Here is a 17,602-nt window from a genome sequence, read left to right as displayed (position 1 = left end):
GCTGTTCGAATCCCTACTGTCCGGGGCACTTCATGCAAAATCAAATCGGCGCACCCAAGGGCTTGTCCCTTAACGATCCGCGTGTGCGCGCGTGGCTGTTCCAGATCCTCACGATCGTCTTCGTGGTCGGCCTGGGCTGGTACCTGTTCCACAACACGCAAACCAACCTGCAACACCGGGGTATCACCTCGGGCTTCGACTTTCTCGACCGCAGTGCCGGCTTCGGCATCGCCCAGCACCTGATTCCCTACGTGGAATCCGACAGCTATGCGCGGGTGTTCGTCATCGGCCTGCTCAACACCCTGCTGGTGACCTTCATCGGTGTGGTGCTGGCGACCATCCTCGGCTTCATCATCGGTGTGGCGCGGTTGTCGCCGAACTGGATGATCAACAAGCTGGCGACCGTGTATGTGGAGACCTTCCGCAACATCCCGCCGTTGTTGCAGATCCTGTTCTGGTACTTCGCCGTGTTCCTGACCCTGCCGGGACCGCGGGGCAGTATCAATATCGACGACACCTTCTTCATCAGCAACCGTGGCCTTAACATGCCCGGCGCGTCCATGGCCGAAGGCTTCTGGCCGTTCGTCGTGGCCCTGGTCCTGGCGCTGCTGGCCATCGTGGTAATGGTGCGCTTTGCCAACAAGCGCTTCGACGAGACCGGTGTACCGTTCCACAAGTTCTGGGTGGGGCTGGCGCTGTTCATCGCCATTCCGGGCGTTTGCGTACTGCTGTTCGGCAGCCCGGTGCACTGGGAAGTGCCGCAATTGAAAGGATTCAACTTCGTCGGCGGGTGGGTGCTGATCCCCGAGCTGCTGGCGTTGACCCTGGCGTTGACCATCTATACCGCAGCGTTCATCGCCGAAATCGTGCGCTCCGGTATCCGTTCGGTCAGCCATGGCCAGACCGAGGCCGCGCGCTCGCTGGGCCTGCGCGAGGGCCCGACCCTGCGCAAGGTGATCATCCCCCAGGCACTGCGGGTGATCATTCCGCCGCTGACCAGCCAGTACCTGAACCTGGCGAAGAACTCGTCGCTGGCGGCCGGTATCGGCTACCCGGAGATGGTTTCGCTGTTCGCCGGTACCGTGCTCAACCAGACCGGCCAGGCCATCGAGGTGATCGCCATCACCATGAGTGTCTATCTCGCCATCAGCATCAGCATTTCGCTGCTGATGAACTGGTACAACAAGCGCATTGCGCTGATCGAGCGGTGAGGATACGCCCGTGAATGCCCATGTTTTCAAACCCGATATGCCGCCACCGGTGAAAACCGTCGGCGTGCTCGCATGGATGCGTGCCAATCTGTTCTCCAGCTGGCTCAACACGCTGCTGACCCTGTTCGCCATCTATCTGGTGTGGCTGATCGTGCCGCCGTTGCTGCAGTGGGCGTTGCTTGACGCCAACTGGGTCGGCACCACCCGTGCCGACTGCACCAAGGAGGGCGCCTGCTGGGTGTTCGTGCAGCAGCGCTTCGGCCAGTTCATGTACGGCTACTACCCGGCCGAGCTGCGCTGGCGCGTGGACCTGACCGTGTGGCTTGCCGTGCTCGGCACCGCGCCACTGTTCATCAAGCGTTTCCCGCGCAAGGCCTTCTATGGCCTGGGCTTCCTGGTGCTGTACCCCGTGCTGGCCTACACCCTGCTGCACGGGGGCGTCCTGGGCCTGGAAAACGTAGCGACCAGCCAGTGGGGCGGGCTGATGCTGACCCTGGTGATCGCCACCGTGGGCATCGTCGGCGCCTTGCCGCTGGGCATCCTGCTGGCCCTGGGGCGGCGTTCGAAGATGCCGGCGGTGAAGGTGGTGTGCGTGACCTTCATCGAGTTCTGGCGCGGCGTGCCGTTGATCACGGTGCTGTTCATGTCGTCGGTGATGCTGCCTTTGTTCCTGCCCGAGGGCATGAGCTTCGACAAGCTGCTGCGGGCGATGATCGGCGTGATCCTGTTCCAGTCGGCGTACATCGCCGAGGTGGTGCGGGGCGGCCTGCAGGCTATCCCCAAGGGCCAGTACGAAGCCGCCGCGGCCATGGGCCTGGGCTACTGGCGGGCGATGGGCCTGGTGATTCTGCCGCAGGCGCTCAAGCTGGTGATCCCTGGCATCGTCAACACCTTCATTGCCCTGTTCAAGGACACCAGCCTGGTGATCATCATCGGCCTGTTCGACCTGCTGAACAGCGTCAAGCAAGCTGCCGCCGACCCGGCCTGGCTGGGCATGGCTACCGAGGGCTACGTGTTCGCCGCCCTGGTGTTCTGGATTTTCTGTTTCGGTATGTCCCGCTACTCCATGCATCTGGAGCGCAAGCTGGACACTGGCCACAAGCGTTAGGAGTTTCGAAATGAGTGAAGCGATCAAGCAGCCTGCCGGCCCCGAAGGCATCATCCAGATGCAGGGCGTGAACAAGTGGTACGGCCAGTTCCATGTGCTCAAGGACATCAACCTGAACGTGCGCCAGGGTGAGCGTATCGTGCTGTGCGGGCCGTCCGGCTCGGGCAAGTCCACCACTATCCGTTGCCTCAACCGCCTGGAAGAGCACCAGCAGGGGCGCATCGTGGTCGATGGCGTGGAGCTGACCAACGATCTCAAGCAGATCGAGGCGATCCGCCGTGAGGTGGGCATGGTGTTCCAGCACTTCAACCTGTTCCCGCACCTGAGCATCCTGGAGAACTGCACCCTGGCACCGATGTGGGTGCGCAAGATGCCCCGGCGCAAGGCCGAGGAAATCGCCATGCATTACCTGGAGCGGGTGCGTATTCCGGAGCAGGCGCACAAGTACCCTGGGCAGTTGTCCGGTGGCCAGCAGCAGCGTGTGGCGATTGCCCGTGCGTTGTGCATGAAGCCGAAGATCATGCTGTTCGACGAACCGACCTCGGCGCTGGACCCGGAAATGGTCAAGGAAGTGCTCGATACCATGGTGGGCCTGGCCGAAGATGGCATGACCATGCTTTGCGTGACCCACGAGATGGGCTTTGCCCGGACCGTGGCGAACCGGGTGATCTTCATGGACAAGGGCGAGATCGTCGAGCAGGCGGCGCCGGATGACTTCTTCGACCGGCCGCGCAGTGACCGGACCAAGTTGTTCCTGAGCCAGATCCTGCATTGATGCAAGAGGGGCCGCTGACGCGGTCCACTGTGGGAGCGGCCTTGCGTCGCGAAAGGGCCGCAAAGCGGCCCCAGGGATATATGCTGCGAAGCTGAAATCCTGGGGCCGCTACGCGCCCCATCGCGACGCAAGGCCGCTCCCACAGGTTTGCGAAACAGTCAGGATTGCAGCGTTACTTCTCTTCTTCTTTGGCGACTGCCGGCGCCGGTGGCGGCCGCAGCCCCACCTCGGCGATCAGCTTCAATTGCTGCCCATTGCGCATCACCTCGATGGTGATCTTCTCGTTGGGCTTGATCCGCGCCACCTGGTTCATCGATTTGCGCCCGTCACCGGCTGGCTCGCCGTTGATGCTCAGGATCACGTCACCCAGCTGCAGCCCGGCCTTCGCCGCCGGCCCCTCGCGGAAGATTCCCGCCACCACGATGCCCGGGCGGTCCTTCATGCCGAACGACTCGGCCAGTTCCTGGCTCAGCGGCTGTACCTCGATGCCCAGCCAGCCACGGATGACCTGGCCGTGCTCGACGATCGACTTCATCACCTCCAGCGCCAGTTTTACCGGGATGGCAAAACCGATGCCCTGCGAACCACCGGATTTGGAGAAGATCGCGGTGTTGATGCCGATCAGGTTGCCGTTGGCATCCACCAGCGCACCCCCGGAGTTGCCCGGGTTGATCGCCGCGTCGGTCTGGATGAAGTCTTCGTAGTTGTTCAGGCCCAGCTGGTTGCGGCCGGTGGCGCTGATGATGCCCATGGTCACGGTCTGGCCGACGCCGAACGGGTTGCCGATGGCCAGCGACACGTCGCCGATGTGAATGTTGTCGGAGCGGCCGATGGTGATTGCTGGCAGGCTCTTCAGGTCGATCTTCAGCACCGCCAGGTCGGTTTCCGGGTCGCTACCAATCACCCGGGCCAAGGTTTCGCGGCCATCCTTCAGGGCGACGACGATCTGGTCGGCGCCACTGGTGACGTGGTTGTTGGTCAGCAGGTAGCCCTCGGGGCTCATGATCACCGCCGAGCCCAGGCTCGATTCCCAGCGGCGCTGCTTGGGCAGGTTGTCACCGAAGAAACGGCGGAACTGCGGGTCTTCGAACAGCGGGTGGGCGCTCTTGTTCACCACCTTGGTGGTGTACAGGTTGACCACCGCCGGGGCGGCCAGGGTCACGGCATCGGCGTAGGACACCGGGCCTTGCATGATCCGCGAGGTCTGCGGTGCCTGCTGCAGGTTGACGTCCTGGCTGGGCAGGCCGACCCATTCCGGGAAGCGCTGGATGATCAGCATGGCGATCAGTAGGCCGGTAAGCAGGGGCCAGCCAAAGTAACGCAAAGCCTTGAACATGAATGAATCCTGGAAAGAGCGGGTACGGTGGCCGCGCGGTGGGGCATGAGCGCGCGCGATCATACACCGGTTCCCCCAGTGCCGGCGACGGCTCATAATGGCCGGCATTATACGGGCGTTGCATGGGCGTTGTGCCCGAGAAAAACGCAGATTTCGAGGAGATTTTCATGGCTGTCGCTCTGAACACCCTGGTCGAGGAAGCCGAGCGTTACCTGGGCAGCGCGAAGATCCAGGATTATTGCCCCAACGGTTTGCAGGTAGAAGGCCGGCCGCAGGTCAGCCGCATCGTCAGCGGTGTTACCGCCAGCCAGGCGTTGCTGGATGCGGCGGTCGAGGCCCAGGCCGACCTGGTGCTGGTGCACCATGGCTACTTCTGGAAGGGTGAGAACCCGTGCGTCACCGGCATCCGGCAGCGCCGGCTGAAGACCCTGTTGAACAACGACATCAGTCTGCTGGCCTTCCACCTGCCGCTGGACGTGCACCCGGATGTGGGCAACAACGTGCAACTGGCGCGGCAGCTGGACATCACCGTCGAAGGGCCGCTGGACCCGGAAAACCCCAAGGTGGTCGGGCTGGTCGGCTCGCTGGCCGAGCCAGTGACCGCGCGCGACTTTGCCCGGCGGGTGCGGGAGGTGCTGGGGCGTGAGCCGTTGCTGGTCGAAGGCGAGCAGATGATCAGTCGGGTCGGCTGGTGCACCGGGGGCGGGCAGGGCTACATCGACACGGCGATCGCGGCCGGGGTAGACCTGTACCTGACGGGCGAGGCGTCGGAGCAGACCTATCATAGTGCCCGCGAGAATGGTGTCAGCTTCATTGCCGCCGGGCACCATGCCACCGAGCGCTATGGGGTGCAGGCGCTGGGTGATTACCTGGCGCGGCGGTTTGCCGTGGAGCACCTGTTCATCGATTGCCCGAACCCGATCTGACATCGGCGTCGCCTTCTTCGCGGGTGCGCCCGCTCCCACAAGTACGCGCTGCACCTGTGGGAGCGGGCGTGCCCGCGAAAGGCCGCAGAGCGGCCCAATTCCAGCCCAAACCCCCAGTCATATCGTTAGACTTTTTCGATCTAGCCGGCCTCCTAAATAGAAGCAGCCGCTGTGATAAAGTGGCTCGCTCGAACACGGCCCGCAGGCCGTCCATAAGATCGTTTTTCGTGAGTAGCCATGGTCGACAAACTGACGCACTTGAAACAGCTGGAGGCGGAGAGCATCCACATCATCCGCGAGGTGGCCGCCGAGTTCGACAACCCGGTGATGCTGTACTCGATCGGCAAGGATTCCGCCGTGATGCTGCACCTGGCGCGCAAGGCCTTCTTCCCGGGCAAGCTGCCGTTCCCGGTGATGCACGTCGACACCCAGTGGAAATTCCAGGAGATGTACAGCTTCCGCGACAAGATGGTCGAGGAAATGGGCCTGGAGCTGATCACCCACGTCAACCCCGAGGGTGTGGCGCAGGGCATCAACCCGTTCACCCATGGCAGCTCCAAGCACACCGACATCATGAAGACCCAGGGCCTGAAGCAGGCGCTGGACAAGCATGGTTTCGACGCCGCCTTCGGTGGCGCGCGCCGCGACGAAGAGAAGTCGCGGGCCAAGGAGCGCGTGTACTCGTTCCGTGACAGCAAGCACCGCTGGGACCCGAAGAACCAGCGCCCGGAACTGTGGAACGTGTACAACGGCAAGGTCAACAAGGGCGAGTCGATCCGTGTCTTCCCGCTGTCGAACTGGACCGAGCTGGACATCTGGCAGTACATCTACCTCGAAGGTATCCCGATCGTGCCGCTGTACTTCGCCGCCGAGCGTGAGGTCATCGAGAAGAACGGCACCCTGATCATGATCGACGACGAGCGCATCCTCGAACATCTCACCGATGAAGAGAAAGCGCGCATCGTCAAGAAGAAGGTGCGTTTCCGTACCCTCGGCTGCTACCCGCTGACGGGCGCTGTCGAGTCGGAAGCCGAGACCCTGACGGACATCATTCAGGAAATGCTCCTGACCCGTACGTCCGAACGCCAGGGCCGTGTCATCGACCACGATGGCGCCGGTTCCATGGAAGACAAGAAACGCCAAGGCTACTTCTAATTTCAGGGTTACTCCATGTCGCACCAATCTGATCTGATCAGCGAGGACATCCTCGCCTACCTGGCCCAGCACGAGCGCAAGGAACTGCTGCGCTTCCTGACCTGCGGCAACGTCGACGACGGCAAGAGCACCCTGATCGGGCGTCTGCTGCACGACTCGAAGATGATCTACGAGGACCACCTCGAGGCCATCACCCGTGATTCGAAGAAAGTCGGCACCACCGGTGAGGAAGTCGACCTGGCACTGCTGGTCGACGGCCTGCAGGCCGAGCGCGAGCAGGGCATCACCATTGATGTCGCCTACCGCTACTTCTCCACCGCCAAGCGCAAGTTCATCATTGCCGATACCCCGGGCCATGAGCAGTACACCCGCAACATGGCCACCGGCGCGTCCACCTGCGACCTGGCGATCATCCTGGTCGACGCCCGCTACGGCGTGCAGACCCAGACCCGCCGCCACAGCTACATTGCTTCGTTGCTGGGCATCAAGCACATCGTGGTCGCGGTCAACAAGATGGACCTCAAAGGCTTCGATCAGGACGTCTTCGAGTCGATCAAGTCCGACTACCTGAAGTTCGCCGACGCCATCAACCTGACCCCGAGCAGCCTGCACTTCGTGCCGATGTCGGCGCTCAAGGGTGACAACGTGGTCAACCCCAGCGAGCGTTCGCCGTGGTACGCCGGCCCGACGCTGATGGAAATCCTCGAAACCGTCGAAGTGTCGGCCGACCGCAACTTCACCGACCTGCGCTTCCCGGTGCAGTACGTCAACCGCCCCAACCTGAACTTCCGTGGCTTCGCCGGTACCATTGCCAGCGGCGTGGTGCACAAGGGTGACGAAATCGTCGTGCTGCCGTCGGGCAAGAGCAGCCGCGTCAAGTCCATCGTCACCTACGAAGGTGAGCTGGAAAACGCAGGCCCTGGCCAGGCCGTGACCCTGACCATGGAAGACGAGATCGACATCTCCCGTGGCGACCTGCTGGTGCATGCCGACAACGTCCCGCCGGTCACCGACCAGTTTGACGCCATGCTGGTGTGGATGGCCGAGGAGCCGATGCTCCCGGGCAAGAAATACGACATAAAGCGCGCTACCAGCTATGTGCCGGGCTCGATTGCCAGCATCACCCACAAGGTCGATGTGAACACCCTGGAGCAGGGCGCTGCCAGCGCACTGCAACTGAACGAGATCGGCCGCGTCAAGGTGTCCCTGGACGCCTCGATCGCCCTGGACGGTTACGACAGCAACCGCACCACCGGTGCGTTCATCGTCATCGACCGCCTGACCAACGGCACTGTCGGCGCCGGCATGATCATCGCCCCGCCAGTGCTGCCGCACGGCAGCACCGGCCATCATGGCAAGCTGTGCCATGTGGCCACCGAAGAGCGCGCCCTGCGCTTCGGCCAGCAGCCAGCCACCGTGCTGTTCAGCGGCCTGTCCGGCGCAGGCAAGAGCACCCTGGCCTACGCCGTGGAGCGCAAGCTGTTCGACATGGGCCGAGCGGTGTACGTGCTCGACGGCCAGAACCTGCGCCACGACCTGAACAAGGGCCTGCCGCAGGACCGCGCCGGCCGTACCGAGAACTGGCGCCGCGCCGCCCATGTGGCGCGCCAGTTCAACGAAGCCGGTCTGCTGACCCTGGCTGCGTTCGTGGCCCCGGATGCCGAGGGCCGTGAGCAGGCCAAGGCGTTGATCGGAAAGGAGCGCCTGGTGACCGTTTACGTCCAGGCCTCGCCGCTGGCCTGCCGCGAGCGTGACCCGCAAGGCCTGTACGCGGCTGGTGGCGACAACATCCCGGGCGAAAGCTTCCCGTACGATGTGCCGTTGGACGCGGACCTGGTGATCGACACCCAGGCCACCAGCGTGGAAGAGGGCGTGAAGCAGGTGCTGGACGTGTTGCGTCAGCGTGGCGCGATCTAAGCGCCAGGCTGCCTGAAAGAAAAACCCCGCTTCGGCGGGGTTTTTTATTCCTCTTTCCCGCAGATACAGCGCATGTTTCGGGCTCACGCTGTACCTGTGGGAGCGGGTTCACCCGCGAAGCAGGCGGCGCGGTGGATGGCACCGGCTTTGCCGGTGTTCGCGGCTGAAGCCGCTCCCACAGGGACTGCGCAAGCTTCTCGATTTTGAGCAAGGCAGTTGCCCCCAATTGGATCGCGCATGCCGTTCAGATATGTTTCTCCGACACCGGTATCACCCGCCGTTCCTTCACCGCCTTGTAGGAAAAACTCGAATAGATCTCCTTCACCCCCGGCAACCGCTGCAGCACTTCGCGGGTGAATTCGCCGAACGACTCCAGGTCCCGCGCCAGGATCTCCAGCAGAAAATCATACCTCCCGGAAATGTTGTGGCAGGCAACGATCTCAGGAATCTCCATCAACCGCTGCTCGAATGCCAGTGCCATGTCCTTGGTGTGCGAGTCCATCATGATGCTGACGAACGCGGTCACGCCAAACCCCAGCGACTTGGGCGAGAGGATGGCCTGGTAGCCGGTGATGTAGCCGTTGTCCTCCAGCAGCTTGACCCGTCGCCAGCAGGGCGAGGTGGTCAGTGCCACCTTGTCGGCCAGTTCGGCAACGGTGAGGCGGGCGTTGTCCTGCAGGGCGGCGAGCAGGGCGCGGTCGGTGCGGTCGAGGCTTGAAGGCATGTTTTGCCCTCCTGATCCGGTAATTATTGTTTTTGTTCCAGCAAGCACGCGGATGCGTGGGTAATTTTGGAAAAAATCGGGCAGCTCGGTGGCATAAGCTTATAACAAACCACAAGAGGCTGTTGCGATGCGCGACTCCCATAACAACACCGGTTTTTCCACACGGGCCATTCACCATGGCTACGACCCGCTTTCCCACGGCGGCGCCCTGGTGCCGCCGGTGTACCAGACCGCTACCTATGCCTTCCCCACCGTGGAATACGGCGCTGCGTGCTTCGCAGGGGAGGAGCCCGGCCATTTCTACAGCCGCATCTCCAACCCGACCCTGGCCCTGCTGGAACAGCGCATGGCCTCGCTGGAGGGCGGCGAGGCGGGGCTGGCATTGGCGTCGGGCATGGGGGCCATTACCTCGACGATCTGGACCCTGCTGCGGCCCGGTGACGAGCTGATCGTCGGGCGCACGCTGTACGGCTGCACCTTTGCCTTCCTGCACCATGGCATTGGCGAATTCGGCGTGAAAATCCGCCATGTCGACCTGAACGATGCCAAGGCCCTGAAGTCGGCGATCAACAGCAAAACACGAATGATCTACTTCGAAACGCCGGCCAACCCCAACATGCAACTGGTGGATATCGCCGCGGTGGCCGAGGCGGTGCGCGGGCATGATGTACATGTGGTGGTCGACAACACCTACTGCACGCCCTACCTGCAGCGGCCGCTGGAGCTGGGAGCGGACCTGGTGGTGCATTCGGCGACCAAGTACCTCAGTGGCCACGGTGATATCACTGCCGGCCTGGTGGTGGGACGCAAGGCGCTGATTGACCGTATCCGCCTGGAAGGGTTGAAGGATATGACCGGGGCGGTCCTGTCACCCCACGACGCAGCGCTGCTGATGCGCGGGATCAAGACCTTGGCCCTGCGCATGGACCGACATTGCGCCAATGCCCAGCAGGTGGCGGAGTTTCTGGCTCGGCAGCCGCAGGTGGAGCTGATTCACTACCCGGGGTTGCCGACGTTTGCCCAGTACGAGCTGGCGCAGCGGCAGATGCGTTTGCCGGGCGGGATGATCGCCTTCGAGCTCAAGGGCGGTATCGAGGCCGGGCGCAGGTTCATGAATGCCCTGCAACTGTTTGCCCGGGCGGTGAGCCTGGGCGATGCCGAGTCGCTGGCGCAGCACCCGGCGAGCATGACCCATTCCAGCTATACGCCGCAGGAGCGGGCGCATCACGGGATATCGGAGGGGCTGGTGCGCTTGTCGGTGGGGTTGGAAGATGTGGAGGACCTGCTGGCGGATGTCGAGCAGGCGCTGGACGCGTGTAGGTAAATTGCCGAAGCTCTCTCTTCGCGGCAAAAACCGTTACGGCATCACTGGATGCTGACATCAAGCTAGTTAGGTGGTGCAAAGCTGATGTCAATGGTGTGGTCGCCCGAAGAGAGAGCAAACAACGGCGTATCGTCAATGTCGTAGAGCATACGGTTCCTGATGATCAGGCCGCCACTGTTGCAGCCGAGAACCTGATAGTCAGGTCCGCTTCCTGGGTTTCTTTTGAAGAAAAATCGCAGCAGCAAGTGAGAATCCGGCTGATAGGAAATAAATAAGCGCAGTCATGTTCATCGATATTGTGTTGTCGGTGTAAGCGAAGGAAACAAAAATACCAAGAGTTGCTGTCGCGAAAGTTGGGATAAATTCAAGAAAAAGTCTGATGGCCTTGGGTAGTTTGCCAGTGAGCAGCTTGTTTGCTATCGTTCCTCCAAGCATGAAAAATACTGAAAATGTGGTAGAAATTATTAGCAGTACTATATACATCGATAACGCGGGTATGCCTGAAGTGTCATACGGGTCACCAGGGTTTTCGAGCGCAGCTTCCGAAGCGCTAAACAATAGTGCTGTTGCAATTACGTTCAAGGCTGAGGCCGTGGCTGTACAGAGCGTTTTCGAGATATTCATAATCCACCTTGAAGTCAGTGGGCTAAGATAGTATAGAATAAAAGCCAATTCAATGGTGTCGCCCGTGCTGCGCTTCGTTGTCGCGGCCTCCCATTAATTTGCTATGTTTAGCGGTAGGTCGCCTTCAATTAGAATTTCGTAGTCTTGTGCATTTGCAACGCGCCCAACTTCACGAAGCAGTGTCGTGGCTTTCTCGTCGAAGCCGCCGCGGTGGCTGCTCGCATTTGCATCATATTTATCCGAATAGGCGCGAACCACACCGACGAAAATGAGCTTTCCGTCACTACCCTTATTCAGGTCGCCAATAACTCGTAGGGTAATAGAACCTAGGTAGATGCGTGATATATTACTATCCATGCCTGTGTTATATGGGAAGGTGACATCAATCCGACTAGTGCCTGCGCTTGCTCTAGCGAATGTTGCCTGTAGTTGAGGGATTTTATGCAATTCGGGTGCGATGCCTATATTGTTTATGTTGACTTTAGCCTGCTGCCCTTTCCCTAAAAGCCAGTGTGCAATTGCTCTGAACGGAGTGAACCACCCCCCCCCCAGAAAATTCAATAGGTTGAGCTAAGGGGGCAGTATCAAGATTTGCTTTGGTGTACTCAAATGCTTTGTTCCAAGCATCTGGAATACTGATGCTCGAATTGGCCAGCATTATTGCGTCTGCACCAGACCCAGCTTTGAGTTCACGAATCAGGAAACCGTCAAGCGTAAAAGCGATGGGACGGGTGTACTGCATTTTAGGAAGATGCAGGTTTAGCATTTCCCTCCAGTGGCCTTGTGCATAGCCAGCGCTACGCTCCTCAATGGCACGACCTATCATGGCTGCGGGGTGTGGTGTTTGTAAGCCATTAGGACGACTTGTGCCGTAATTATTTGGATAGATATACAAAGCCGGAAGTTCAATACCCATATGTCATCTCTGAGTGGGTTATTGAAAATTTCAGTAGGGAAGCCCTGCGAGCGCTCTTGGTTACGCGAATGGACATGAGAGGGTGTTTCAATATTCTTATGCCATAGGCCGTTCTGAATGTTTTTATAGTGTGCCTAATGACGACTTTTTTGTATGTCAGAAGAGCGGCCAAACAGGGTGTAGGACCACACCTGATGATTTGTAGGATCTTGCTGCTTGGGCGCATCAAGGCAAGCTGGGCGATGCATTACGCACTCCAGCCATACTGCGAAGGAGCGGGCGCATCACGGGATATCGGAGGGGCTGGTGCGCTTGTCGGTGGGGTTGGAAGATGTGGAGGACCTGCTGGCGGATGTCGAGCAGGCGTTAAAGGCTTGCAGCTAGGTTGCCTGGGCGGTCCTCTTCGCGGGCACGCCCCTTTCATAGAACTGCCCATAACTCATTGAGTTAGCAGGGGCCCTGTGGGAGCGGATTGCTCGCAAGTTATCTACGCGACAGTGCAGGCCAAGGGCTGGGCAATCTCCCACAGGCATTGCGCAGATTTCGGATGCGGTGGCGTACCTGTGGGAGCGGGCGTGCCCGCGAAGAGGCCAGTGAATCCAGCCCACAAAAAAGGCCTCTTGCGAGGCCTTTGTCATGTTCGGCAGATCAACGCTTGAGCCCGTAGCTCTCGTCGAGCATGCCCGGCGCGTTCGGCGCTTTCGGCGCGTAGTCGCGTGGCACTTCGGCGGTGTCCTTCGGTGGGGTCAGGCGGTCGCGTGGGCCCTGGCTGCCTTCGGAGTGCAGGGCGGCCAGCAGGCGCTGGCGCGTGACGTCATCAAGGGCCAGGCTGTTGGCGCCTTCGGCCAGGTGGTCCTGGACGTCCTGGTAGCTCTGGGTCAGTTTCTTGACCAGCACGGCGGTGCTATTGAAGTGGGTGACCACTTCGTTCTGGTAGCTGTCGAAACGCTTCTGGATGTCATCCAGCTGACGCTGGGTGCTGCTCGGCGCGGCATTGGGCAGCAGGCGAGCGACGACGAAACCGACTACCACGCCGATGACCAGGGCCAGGGTCGGCAACAACCAAACAAGGAGCGAGAGTTCCACGAGTCCTTCCTCTATAAACGGCTTTGCTTTACGTTAACGGCTCAGACCTGCGCTGTATACCGCGAGCGATCGCAAATCAGAACAGAATTCCTCACCTAGACGAATCGACCCCTCCCGAGGTCACGGAGTAGTGCCTTGCTTGTCCGCGAAACCCCCTTGTTCATCGATGGCCCCAGTGGCCAGCTGGAAGCCTTGTACCTGGACGTGGCCAATGCCCGTGGCGTGGTGCTGATCTGCCACCCCAACCCGGTCCAGGGCGGCACCATGCTCAACAAGGTGGTCTCGACCCTGCAGCGCACCGCCCGTGACGCCGGCTATGTGACCCTGCGTTTCAACTACCGTGGCGTCGGGCAGAGCGCCGGCAGTCATGACATGGGCGCTGGCGAAGTGGCCGATGCCGAGGCCGCTGCGGCCTGGTTGCGCGAAAAGCACCTGGGCCTGCCGCTGGTGCTGATGGGTTTCTCGTTCGGCGGCTTCGTCGCCACCAGCCTGGCCGGCCGCCTGGAAGCTGCCGGAGTAGAGCTGCAACAGCTGTTCATGATCGCCCCGGCGGTCATGCGCCTGACGGCGGAGTTCCCGCTGCCGCAGCGCTGCCCGATCACCGTGGTGCAGCCGGACGCCGACGAAGTCGTCGCGCCGCAGCTGGTTTACGATTGGTCCGACAGCCTGTCGCGCCCCCATGAGCTGCTGAAAGTGGCAGAATGCGGACACTTCTTCCATGGCAAGCTGACCGATCTGAAGGATCTGCTGCTGCCGCGCCTTTCGAACTGAGCCAAGCCTGAATAAGCGAACACCCATGACCACGCGCATTCTTACCGGTATCACCACCACCGGCACTCCGCACCTGGGCAACTACGCCGGCGCCATTCGCCCGGCGATCCGTGCCAGCCAGCAGCCCGGTGTCGACTCGTTCTACTTCCTGGCCGACTACCACGCCCTGATCAAGTGCGACGACCCGCTGCGCATCCAGCGTTCGCGCCTGGAAATCGCCGCCACCTGGCTGGCCGGTGGCCTCGACCCGGACAAGGTGACCTTCTACCGCCAGTCCGACATCCCGGAAATCCCCGAGCTGACCTGGCTGCTGACCTGCGTCAGCGCCAAGGGGCTGCTCAATCGCGCGCATGCCTACAAGGCTTCGGTGGACAAGAACCTGGAAAACGGCGAAGACCCGGATGCCGGCGTGACCATGGGCCTGTACAGCTACCCGGTGCTGATGGCCGCGGACATCCTGATGTTCAACGCCAACAAGGTGCCGGTCGGCCGTGACCAGATCCAGCACGTGGAAATGGCCCGCGACATCGGCCAGCGCTTCAATCACCTGTTCGGCCAGGGCAAGGACTTCTTCGCCCTGCCGGAAGCGGTGATCGAGGAGAGCGTGGCGACCCTACCGGGCCTGGACGGGCGCAAGATGTCCAAGAGCTACGACAACACCATCCCGCTGTTCACCAGCGCCAAGGACATGAAGGACGCCATCTCGCGCATTGTCACCGACTCGCGTGCGCCTGGCGAAGCGAAAGACCCGGACAACGCGCACCTGTTCACCCTGTTCCAGGCCTTCTCGACGCCGGCGCAGTGCGCCGAGTTCCGTGAAGAGCTGCTGCAGGGCCTGGGCTGGGGTGAAGCCAAGCAGCGGCTGTTCCAGCTGCTGGATGGCCAGCTGGCCGAGAAGCGCGAGTACTACCACCAGCTGATCGCCCGCCCGGCGGACCTGGAAGACATCCTGCTGGCCGGCGCCGCCAAGGCCCGCAAGATCGCCACGCCGTTCCTCGAGCAGTTGCGCGAGGCCGTTGGCCTGCGTTCGTTCCGCAGCAGCGTGCAGGCCAGCACCGAAGTGAAGAAGAAGGCCGCCAAGAGTGCACGTTTTGTCAGCTTCCGTGACGACGACGGCAGCTTCCGCTTCCGTCTGCTGGCCGCCGACGGTGAACAACTGCTGCTGTCGCGCAGCTTCGCCGACGGCAAGAGCGCCGGCGCCGTGAGCAAGCAGTTGCAGCAGGGTGGCGAGGCGGATGTGCGCGTCGAAGGCCTGGGCTTTGGCCTGTGGCTGAACGGCGAACAGGTTGCCGACGGGCCGCAGTTCGACAGCGCCGAAGCCCGTGATGCAGCCATTCAAAGCCTGCGTGCAGCGCTTCAGCCACAACAGGACTGAGGCATTTCGCCTGTAGGAGCGGGTTTGCCCGCGAACACCGGCAAAGCCGGTGCCATCCAGCACTTAGTTGGTCTGGATGAGGCATATTGACGCAAGTCGCATTGCCATTAAGCGGGCCTGTCGCTACAGTGACGGCCCGTTTTTTGTTGCCTCGCTAACGAATCATGACGCCCCTAGAACGATATCAAGCAGATCTGAAACGTCCCGACTTCTTCCATGACGCGGCGCAGGAAACTGCGGTGCGTCACCTGCAGCGCCTGTACGACGACCTGGTACACGCGCAGAACAACAAGCCGGGCGTGTTCGGCAAGCTGTTCGGCAAGAAGGAGCAGACCCCGGTCAAGGGCCTGTACTTCTGGGGTGGGGTAGGGCGCGGCAAGACCTACCTGGTCGATACCTTTTTCGAGGCGCTGCCGTTCAAGCAGAAGATGCGCACGCACTTCCACCGCTTCATGAAGCGTGTGCACGAGGAAATGAAAACCCTCAAGGGCGAGAAGAACCCGCTGACCATCATCGCCAGGCGCTTCAGCGAAGAAGCCAAGGTGATCTGCTTCGACGAATTCTTCGTGTCGGACATTACCGACGCGATGATCCTCGGCACCCTGATGGAAGAGTTGTTCAAGAACGGCGTATCGCTGGTGGCTACCTCCAACATCGTGCCCGACGGCCTGTACAAGGACGGCCTGCAGCGCGCGCGCTTCCTGCCGGCCATCGCCATGATCAAGCAGTACACCGACGTGGTGAACGTCGACAGCGGGGTCGACTATCGTCTGCGTCACCTCGAGCAGGCCGAACTGTACCACTACCCGCTCGATGAGGCGGCGCACCAGAGCCTGCGCGCCAGCTTCAAGGCCTTGACTCCTGAGTGCACCCAGGCGGTCGAGAACGACGTGCTGATGATCGAGAATCGCCCGATCCAGGCCCTGCTGACCTGTGACGACGTGGCCTGGTTCGACTTCCGCGCGCTGTGCGACGGCCCTCGTAGCCAGAACGACTACATCGAACTGGGCAAGATCTTCCATGCCGTGCTGTTGAGCAACGTGGAGCAGATGGGCGTCACCACCGACGACATCGCCCGCCGCTTCATCAACATGGTGGACGAGTTCTACGACCGCAACGTCAAGCTGATCATCTCGGCCGAGGTGGAGCTCAAGGACCTGTATACCGGCGGGCGCTTGGCCTTCGAGTTCCAGCGCACCCTGAGCCGCTTGCTGGAGATGCAGTCGCACGAGTTCCTGGCGCGGGCGCACAAGCCCTGAGAATCCGGGGCTGCAAAGCAGCCCCGGAAGGCCTCAAGCCTCCTGCATGAACTGCTGCCGATACTGGTTCGGCGACAACTCGGTGTGCTGGCGGAACAGCCGCGCAAAGAAACTGGCATCGTCATAGCCGACCTCGTAACTGATGGTCTTGATGCTCTTGCGCGTGCTCGACAGCAACCCCTTGGCCGTCTCGATCCTCAACCGTTGCAGGTAGTGCAGCGGTTTGTCCCCCGTCGCGCCCTGGAAGCGGCGCATGAAGTTGCGAATGCTCATGCCGTGGTTGCGAGCCACGTCCTCGAAGCGGAACTTGTCGGCGAAGTGTTCCTCCAGCCAATGCTGGATCTGCAGGATGATCAGGTCCTGGTGCAGCTTCTGCCCGCCAAAGCCCATGCGCCCGGGGGTGTAGTTGCGCTGTACTTCGTAGAGGATGTCGCGGGACACGGCGCGGGCCACGTTGGCGCCGCAGAAGCGTTCGATCAGGTAGATGTACAGGTCGCAGGCTGAAGTGGCGCCGCCAGCACAATAGATATTGTCGGCGTCGGTCAGGTGCTTGTCCTGGTTCAGGCGGATCTTCGGGAAGCGTTCGGCAAAGCTGGTGAAGAAGCGCCAGTAGGTGGTCGCTTCCTTGCCGTCGAGCAGGCCGGACTCGGCCAGCCAGAACACGCCACTGGCCTCGGCGCACAGCACCGCGCCGCGGGCATGCTGTTCACGCAGCCACGGCAGCACCTGTGGATAACGTTGCAGCAGGTTGTCGAAGTCGTCCCAGAAAGCCGGGAGGATGATCACATCGGCGTCGTCCAGGCCGCCGTCGACCGGCAGTTGCACATGACTGAAGCTGTCCACGGGCTGGCCGTCCGGGCTCACCAGGCGGATCTCGAACATGGGCTGCAGGCCCAGGCCCAGCTGTTTGCCGTAGCGCAAGCTGGCGAGGTGGAAGAAGTCCTTGGCCTGCATCAAGGTCGAAGCGAACACCTTGTCAATGGCCAGGATGCTGACGCGCCGCAGCGACGCGGGGGGGTGGGTAAACATCATTGTCATTGTTCTTATAGGGTAGAGTGGTCAATCACCGGCTGGATCGTCTTATTTTTTGGCGAT

The 17,602-nt window shown here is 61.4% G+C and carries 17 protein-coding genes and 1 pseudogene; 11 read left to right on the top strand and 7 right to left on the bottom strand.

Annotated elements, in window-relative coordinates; translation table 11 throughout:
• Positions 1–32 precede the first annotated feature (32 nt).
• The 3 genes from M2S36_RS08705 to M2S36_RS08695 are packed head-to-tail and all read left to right on the top strand — an operon-like array spanning position 33 to position 3,094.
• Positions 33–1,211: an amino acid ABC transporter permease gene (locus tag M2S36_RS08705; protein WP_207834461.1), complete on the top strand. Its 1,179-nt coding sequence runs from the start codon at positions 33–35 to the stop codon at positions 1,209–1,211.
• Between the two features lie 10 nt (positions 1,212–1,221).
• The gene (locus tag M2S36_RS08700; RefSeq protein ID WP_207834463.1) at positions 1,222–2,319 is read left to right on the top strand and encodes an amino acid ABC transporter permease; all 1,098 of its coding nucleotides are present in this window, start codon (positions 1,222–1,224) and stop codon (positions 2,317–2,319) included.
• A 10-nt stretch (positions 2,320–2,329) separates the two neighbouring features.
• A complete protein-coding gene (locus tag M2S36_RS08695; protein WP_003251792.1) occupies positions 2,330–3,094 on the top strand; it encodes an amino acid ABC transporter ATP-binding protein in 765 nt (254 codons plus the stop codon).
• Between the two features lie 172 nt (positions 3,095–3,266).
• On the opposite strand, the gene algW is transcribed toward M2S36_RS08695, so the two are convergent.
• Positions 3,267–4,430 carry a Do family serine endopeptidase AlgW gene (algW, locus tag M2S36_RS08690; protein ID WP_207834471.1) on the bottom strand — a complete coding sequence of 388 codons (1,164 nt, stop codon included), beginning with the start codon at positions 4,428–4,430 and terminating at the stop codon, positions 3,267–3,269.
• 167 nt (positions 4,431–4,597) lie between these two features.
• Here algW and M2S36_RS08685 point away from each other — a divergent pair, with 167 nt between their 5' ends.
• The 3 genes from M2S36_RS08685 to cysN all read left to right on the top strand — a co-directional run bounded on the left by M2S36_RS08685 (position 4,598) and on the right by cysN (position 8,428).
• Positions 4,598–5,356 (top strand): Nif3-like dinuclear metal center hexameric protein, encoded by a 759-nt coding sequence (locus tag M2S36_RS08685; RefSeq protein ID WP_063913327.1) that lies wholly within the window; start codon positions 4,598–4,600, stop codon positions 5,354–5,356.
• A gap of 237 nt (positions 5,357–5,593) precedes the next feature.
• Positions 5,594–6,511: a sulfate adenylyltransferase subunit CysD gene (cysD, locus tag M2S36_RS08680; RefSeq protein WP_013974136.1), complete on the top strand. Its 918-nt coding sequence runs from the start codon at positions 5,594–5,596 to the stop codon at positions 6,509–6,511.
• A gap of 15 nt (positions 6,512–6,526) precedes the next feature.
• Complete coding sequence (gene cysN / locus M2S36_RS08675) at positions 6,527–8,428, top strand: sulfate adenylyltransferase subunit CysN (RefSeq protein WP_207834482.1); 1,902 nt, start codon at positions 6,527–6,529, stop codon at positions 8,426–8,428.
• Between the two features lie 244 nt (positions 8,429–8,672).
• Here the strand turns inward: cysN and M2S36_RS08670 are convergent, their stop codons facing one another.
• Positions 8,673–9,152: an Lrp/AsnC family transcriptional regulator gene (locus M2S36_RS08670; protein ID WP_063913325.1), complete on the bottom strand. Its 480-nt coding sequence runs from the start codon at positions 9,150–9,152 to the stop codon at positions 8,673–8,675.
• 127 nt (positions 9,153–9,279) lie between these two features.
• On the opposite strand from M2S36_RS08670, the gene M2S36_RS08665 reads away from it, so the two are divergent.
• On the top strand, positions 9,280–10,476 hold the full coding sequence (locus tag M2S36_RS08665) for a methionine gamma-lyase (RefSeq protein ID WP_207834484.1): 1,197 nt from the start codon (positions 9,280–9,282) through the stop codon (positions 10,474–10,476).
• Positions 10,477–10,674: 198 nt separating this feature from the next.
• On the opposite strand, the gene M2S36_RS08660 is transcribed toward M2S36_RS08665, so the two are convergent.
• The 3 genes from M2S36_RS08660 to M2S36_RS08655 form a co-directional block, all read right to left on the bottom strand.
• A complete protein-coding gene (locus M2S36_RS08660) occupies positions 10,675–11,100 on the bottom strand; it encodes a hypothetical protein (RefSeq protein ID WP_207834486.1) in 426 nt (141 codons plus the stop codon).
• Between the two features lie 93 nt (positions 11,101–11,193).
• Positions 11,194–11,661 carry a lipid II-degrading bacteriocin gene (locus M2S36_RS25080; RefSeq protein ID WP_442969520.1) on the bottom strand — a complete coding sequence of 156 codons (468 nt, stop codon included), beginning with the start codon at positions 11,659–11,661 and terminating at the stop codon, positions 11,194–11,196.
• A complete protein-coding gene (locus M2S36_RS08655; protein ID WP_333956995.1) occupies positions 11,582–12,016 on the bottom strand; it encodes a lipid II-degrading bacteriocin in 435 nt (144 codons plus the stop codon). The genes M2S36_RS25080 and M2S36_RS08655 overlap by 80 nt, the downstream gene beginning before the upstream one ends.
• A 246-nt stretch (positions 12,017–12,262) precedes the next feature.
• On the opposite strand from M2S36_RS08655, the pseudogene M2S36_RS08650 reads away from it, so the two are divergent.
• A pseudogene (locus M2S36_RS08650) lies at positions 12,263–12,400 on the top strand (PLP-dependent transferase); the annotation flags it as partial.
• Between the two features lie 264 nt (positions 12,401–12,664).
• Here the strand turns inward: M2S36_RS08650 and M2S36_RS08645 are convergent.
• Positions 12,665–13,102: a YhcB family protein gene (locus M2S36_RS08645; protein WP_207834492.1), complete on the bottom strand. Its 438-nt coding sequence runs from the start codon at positions 13,100–13,102 to the stop codon at positions 12,665–12,667.
• Positions 13,103–13,237: 135 nt separating this feature from the next.
• Here M2S36_RS08645 and M2S36_RS08640 point away from each other — a divergent pair, with 135 nt between their 5' ends.
• The 3 genes from M2S36_RS08640 to zapE all read left to right on the top strand — a co-directional run bounded on the left by M2S36_RS08640 (position 13,238) and on the right by zapE (position 16,507).
• Positions 13,238–13,873 (top strand): alpha/beta hydrolase, encoded by a 636-nt coding sequence (locus M2S36_RS08640; protein WP_015271727.1) that lies wholly within the window; start codon positions 13,238–13,240, stop codon positions 13,871–13,873.
• Positions 13,874–13,898: 25 nt separating this feature from the next.
• Positions 13,899–15,248, top strand: a complete 1,350-nt coding sequence (locus tag M2S36_RS08635; RefSeq protein ID WP_233687059.1) for a tryptophan--tRNA ligase — start codon at positions 13,899–13,901, stop codon at positions 15,246–15,248.
• Between the two features lie 164 nt (positions 15,249–15,412).
• A complete protein-coding gene (gene zapE, locus M2S36_RS08630; RefSeq protein ID WP_207834496.1) occupies positions 15,413–16,507 on the top strand; it encodes a cell division protein ZapE in 1,095 nt (364 codons plus the stop codon).
• A 33-nt stretch (positions 16,508–16,540) separates the two neighbouring features.
• On the opposite strand, the gene M2S36_RS08625 is transcribed toward zapE, so the two are convergent.
• Positions 16,541–17,461: a GlxA family transcriptional regulator gene (locus M2S36_RS08625; RefSeq protein WP_207834649.1), complete on the bottom strand. Its 921-nt coding sequence runs from the start codon at positions 17,459–17,461 to the stop codon at positions 16,541–16,543.
• Between the last annotated feature and the right edge of the window lie 141 nt (positions 17,462–17,602).

Origin of the sequence: Pseudomonas sp. SF2 (assembly GCF_036858055.1) — a bacterium.
Lineage (GTDB): Bacteria > Pseudomonadota > Gammaproteobacteria > Pseudomonadales > Pseudomonadaceae > Aquipseudomonas.
This window is presented reverse-complemented; position numbering and strand designations above follow the sequence as displayed.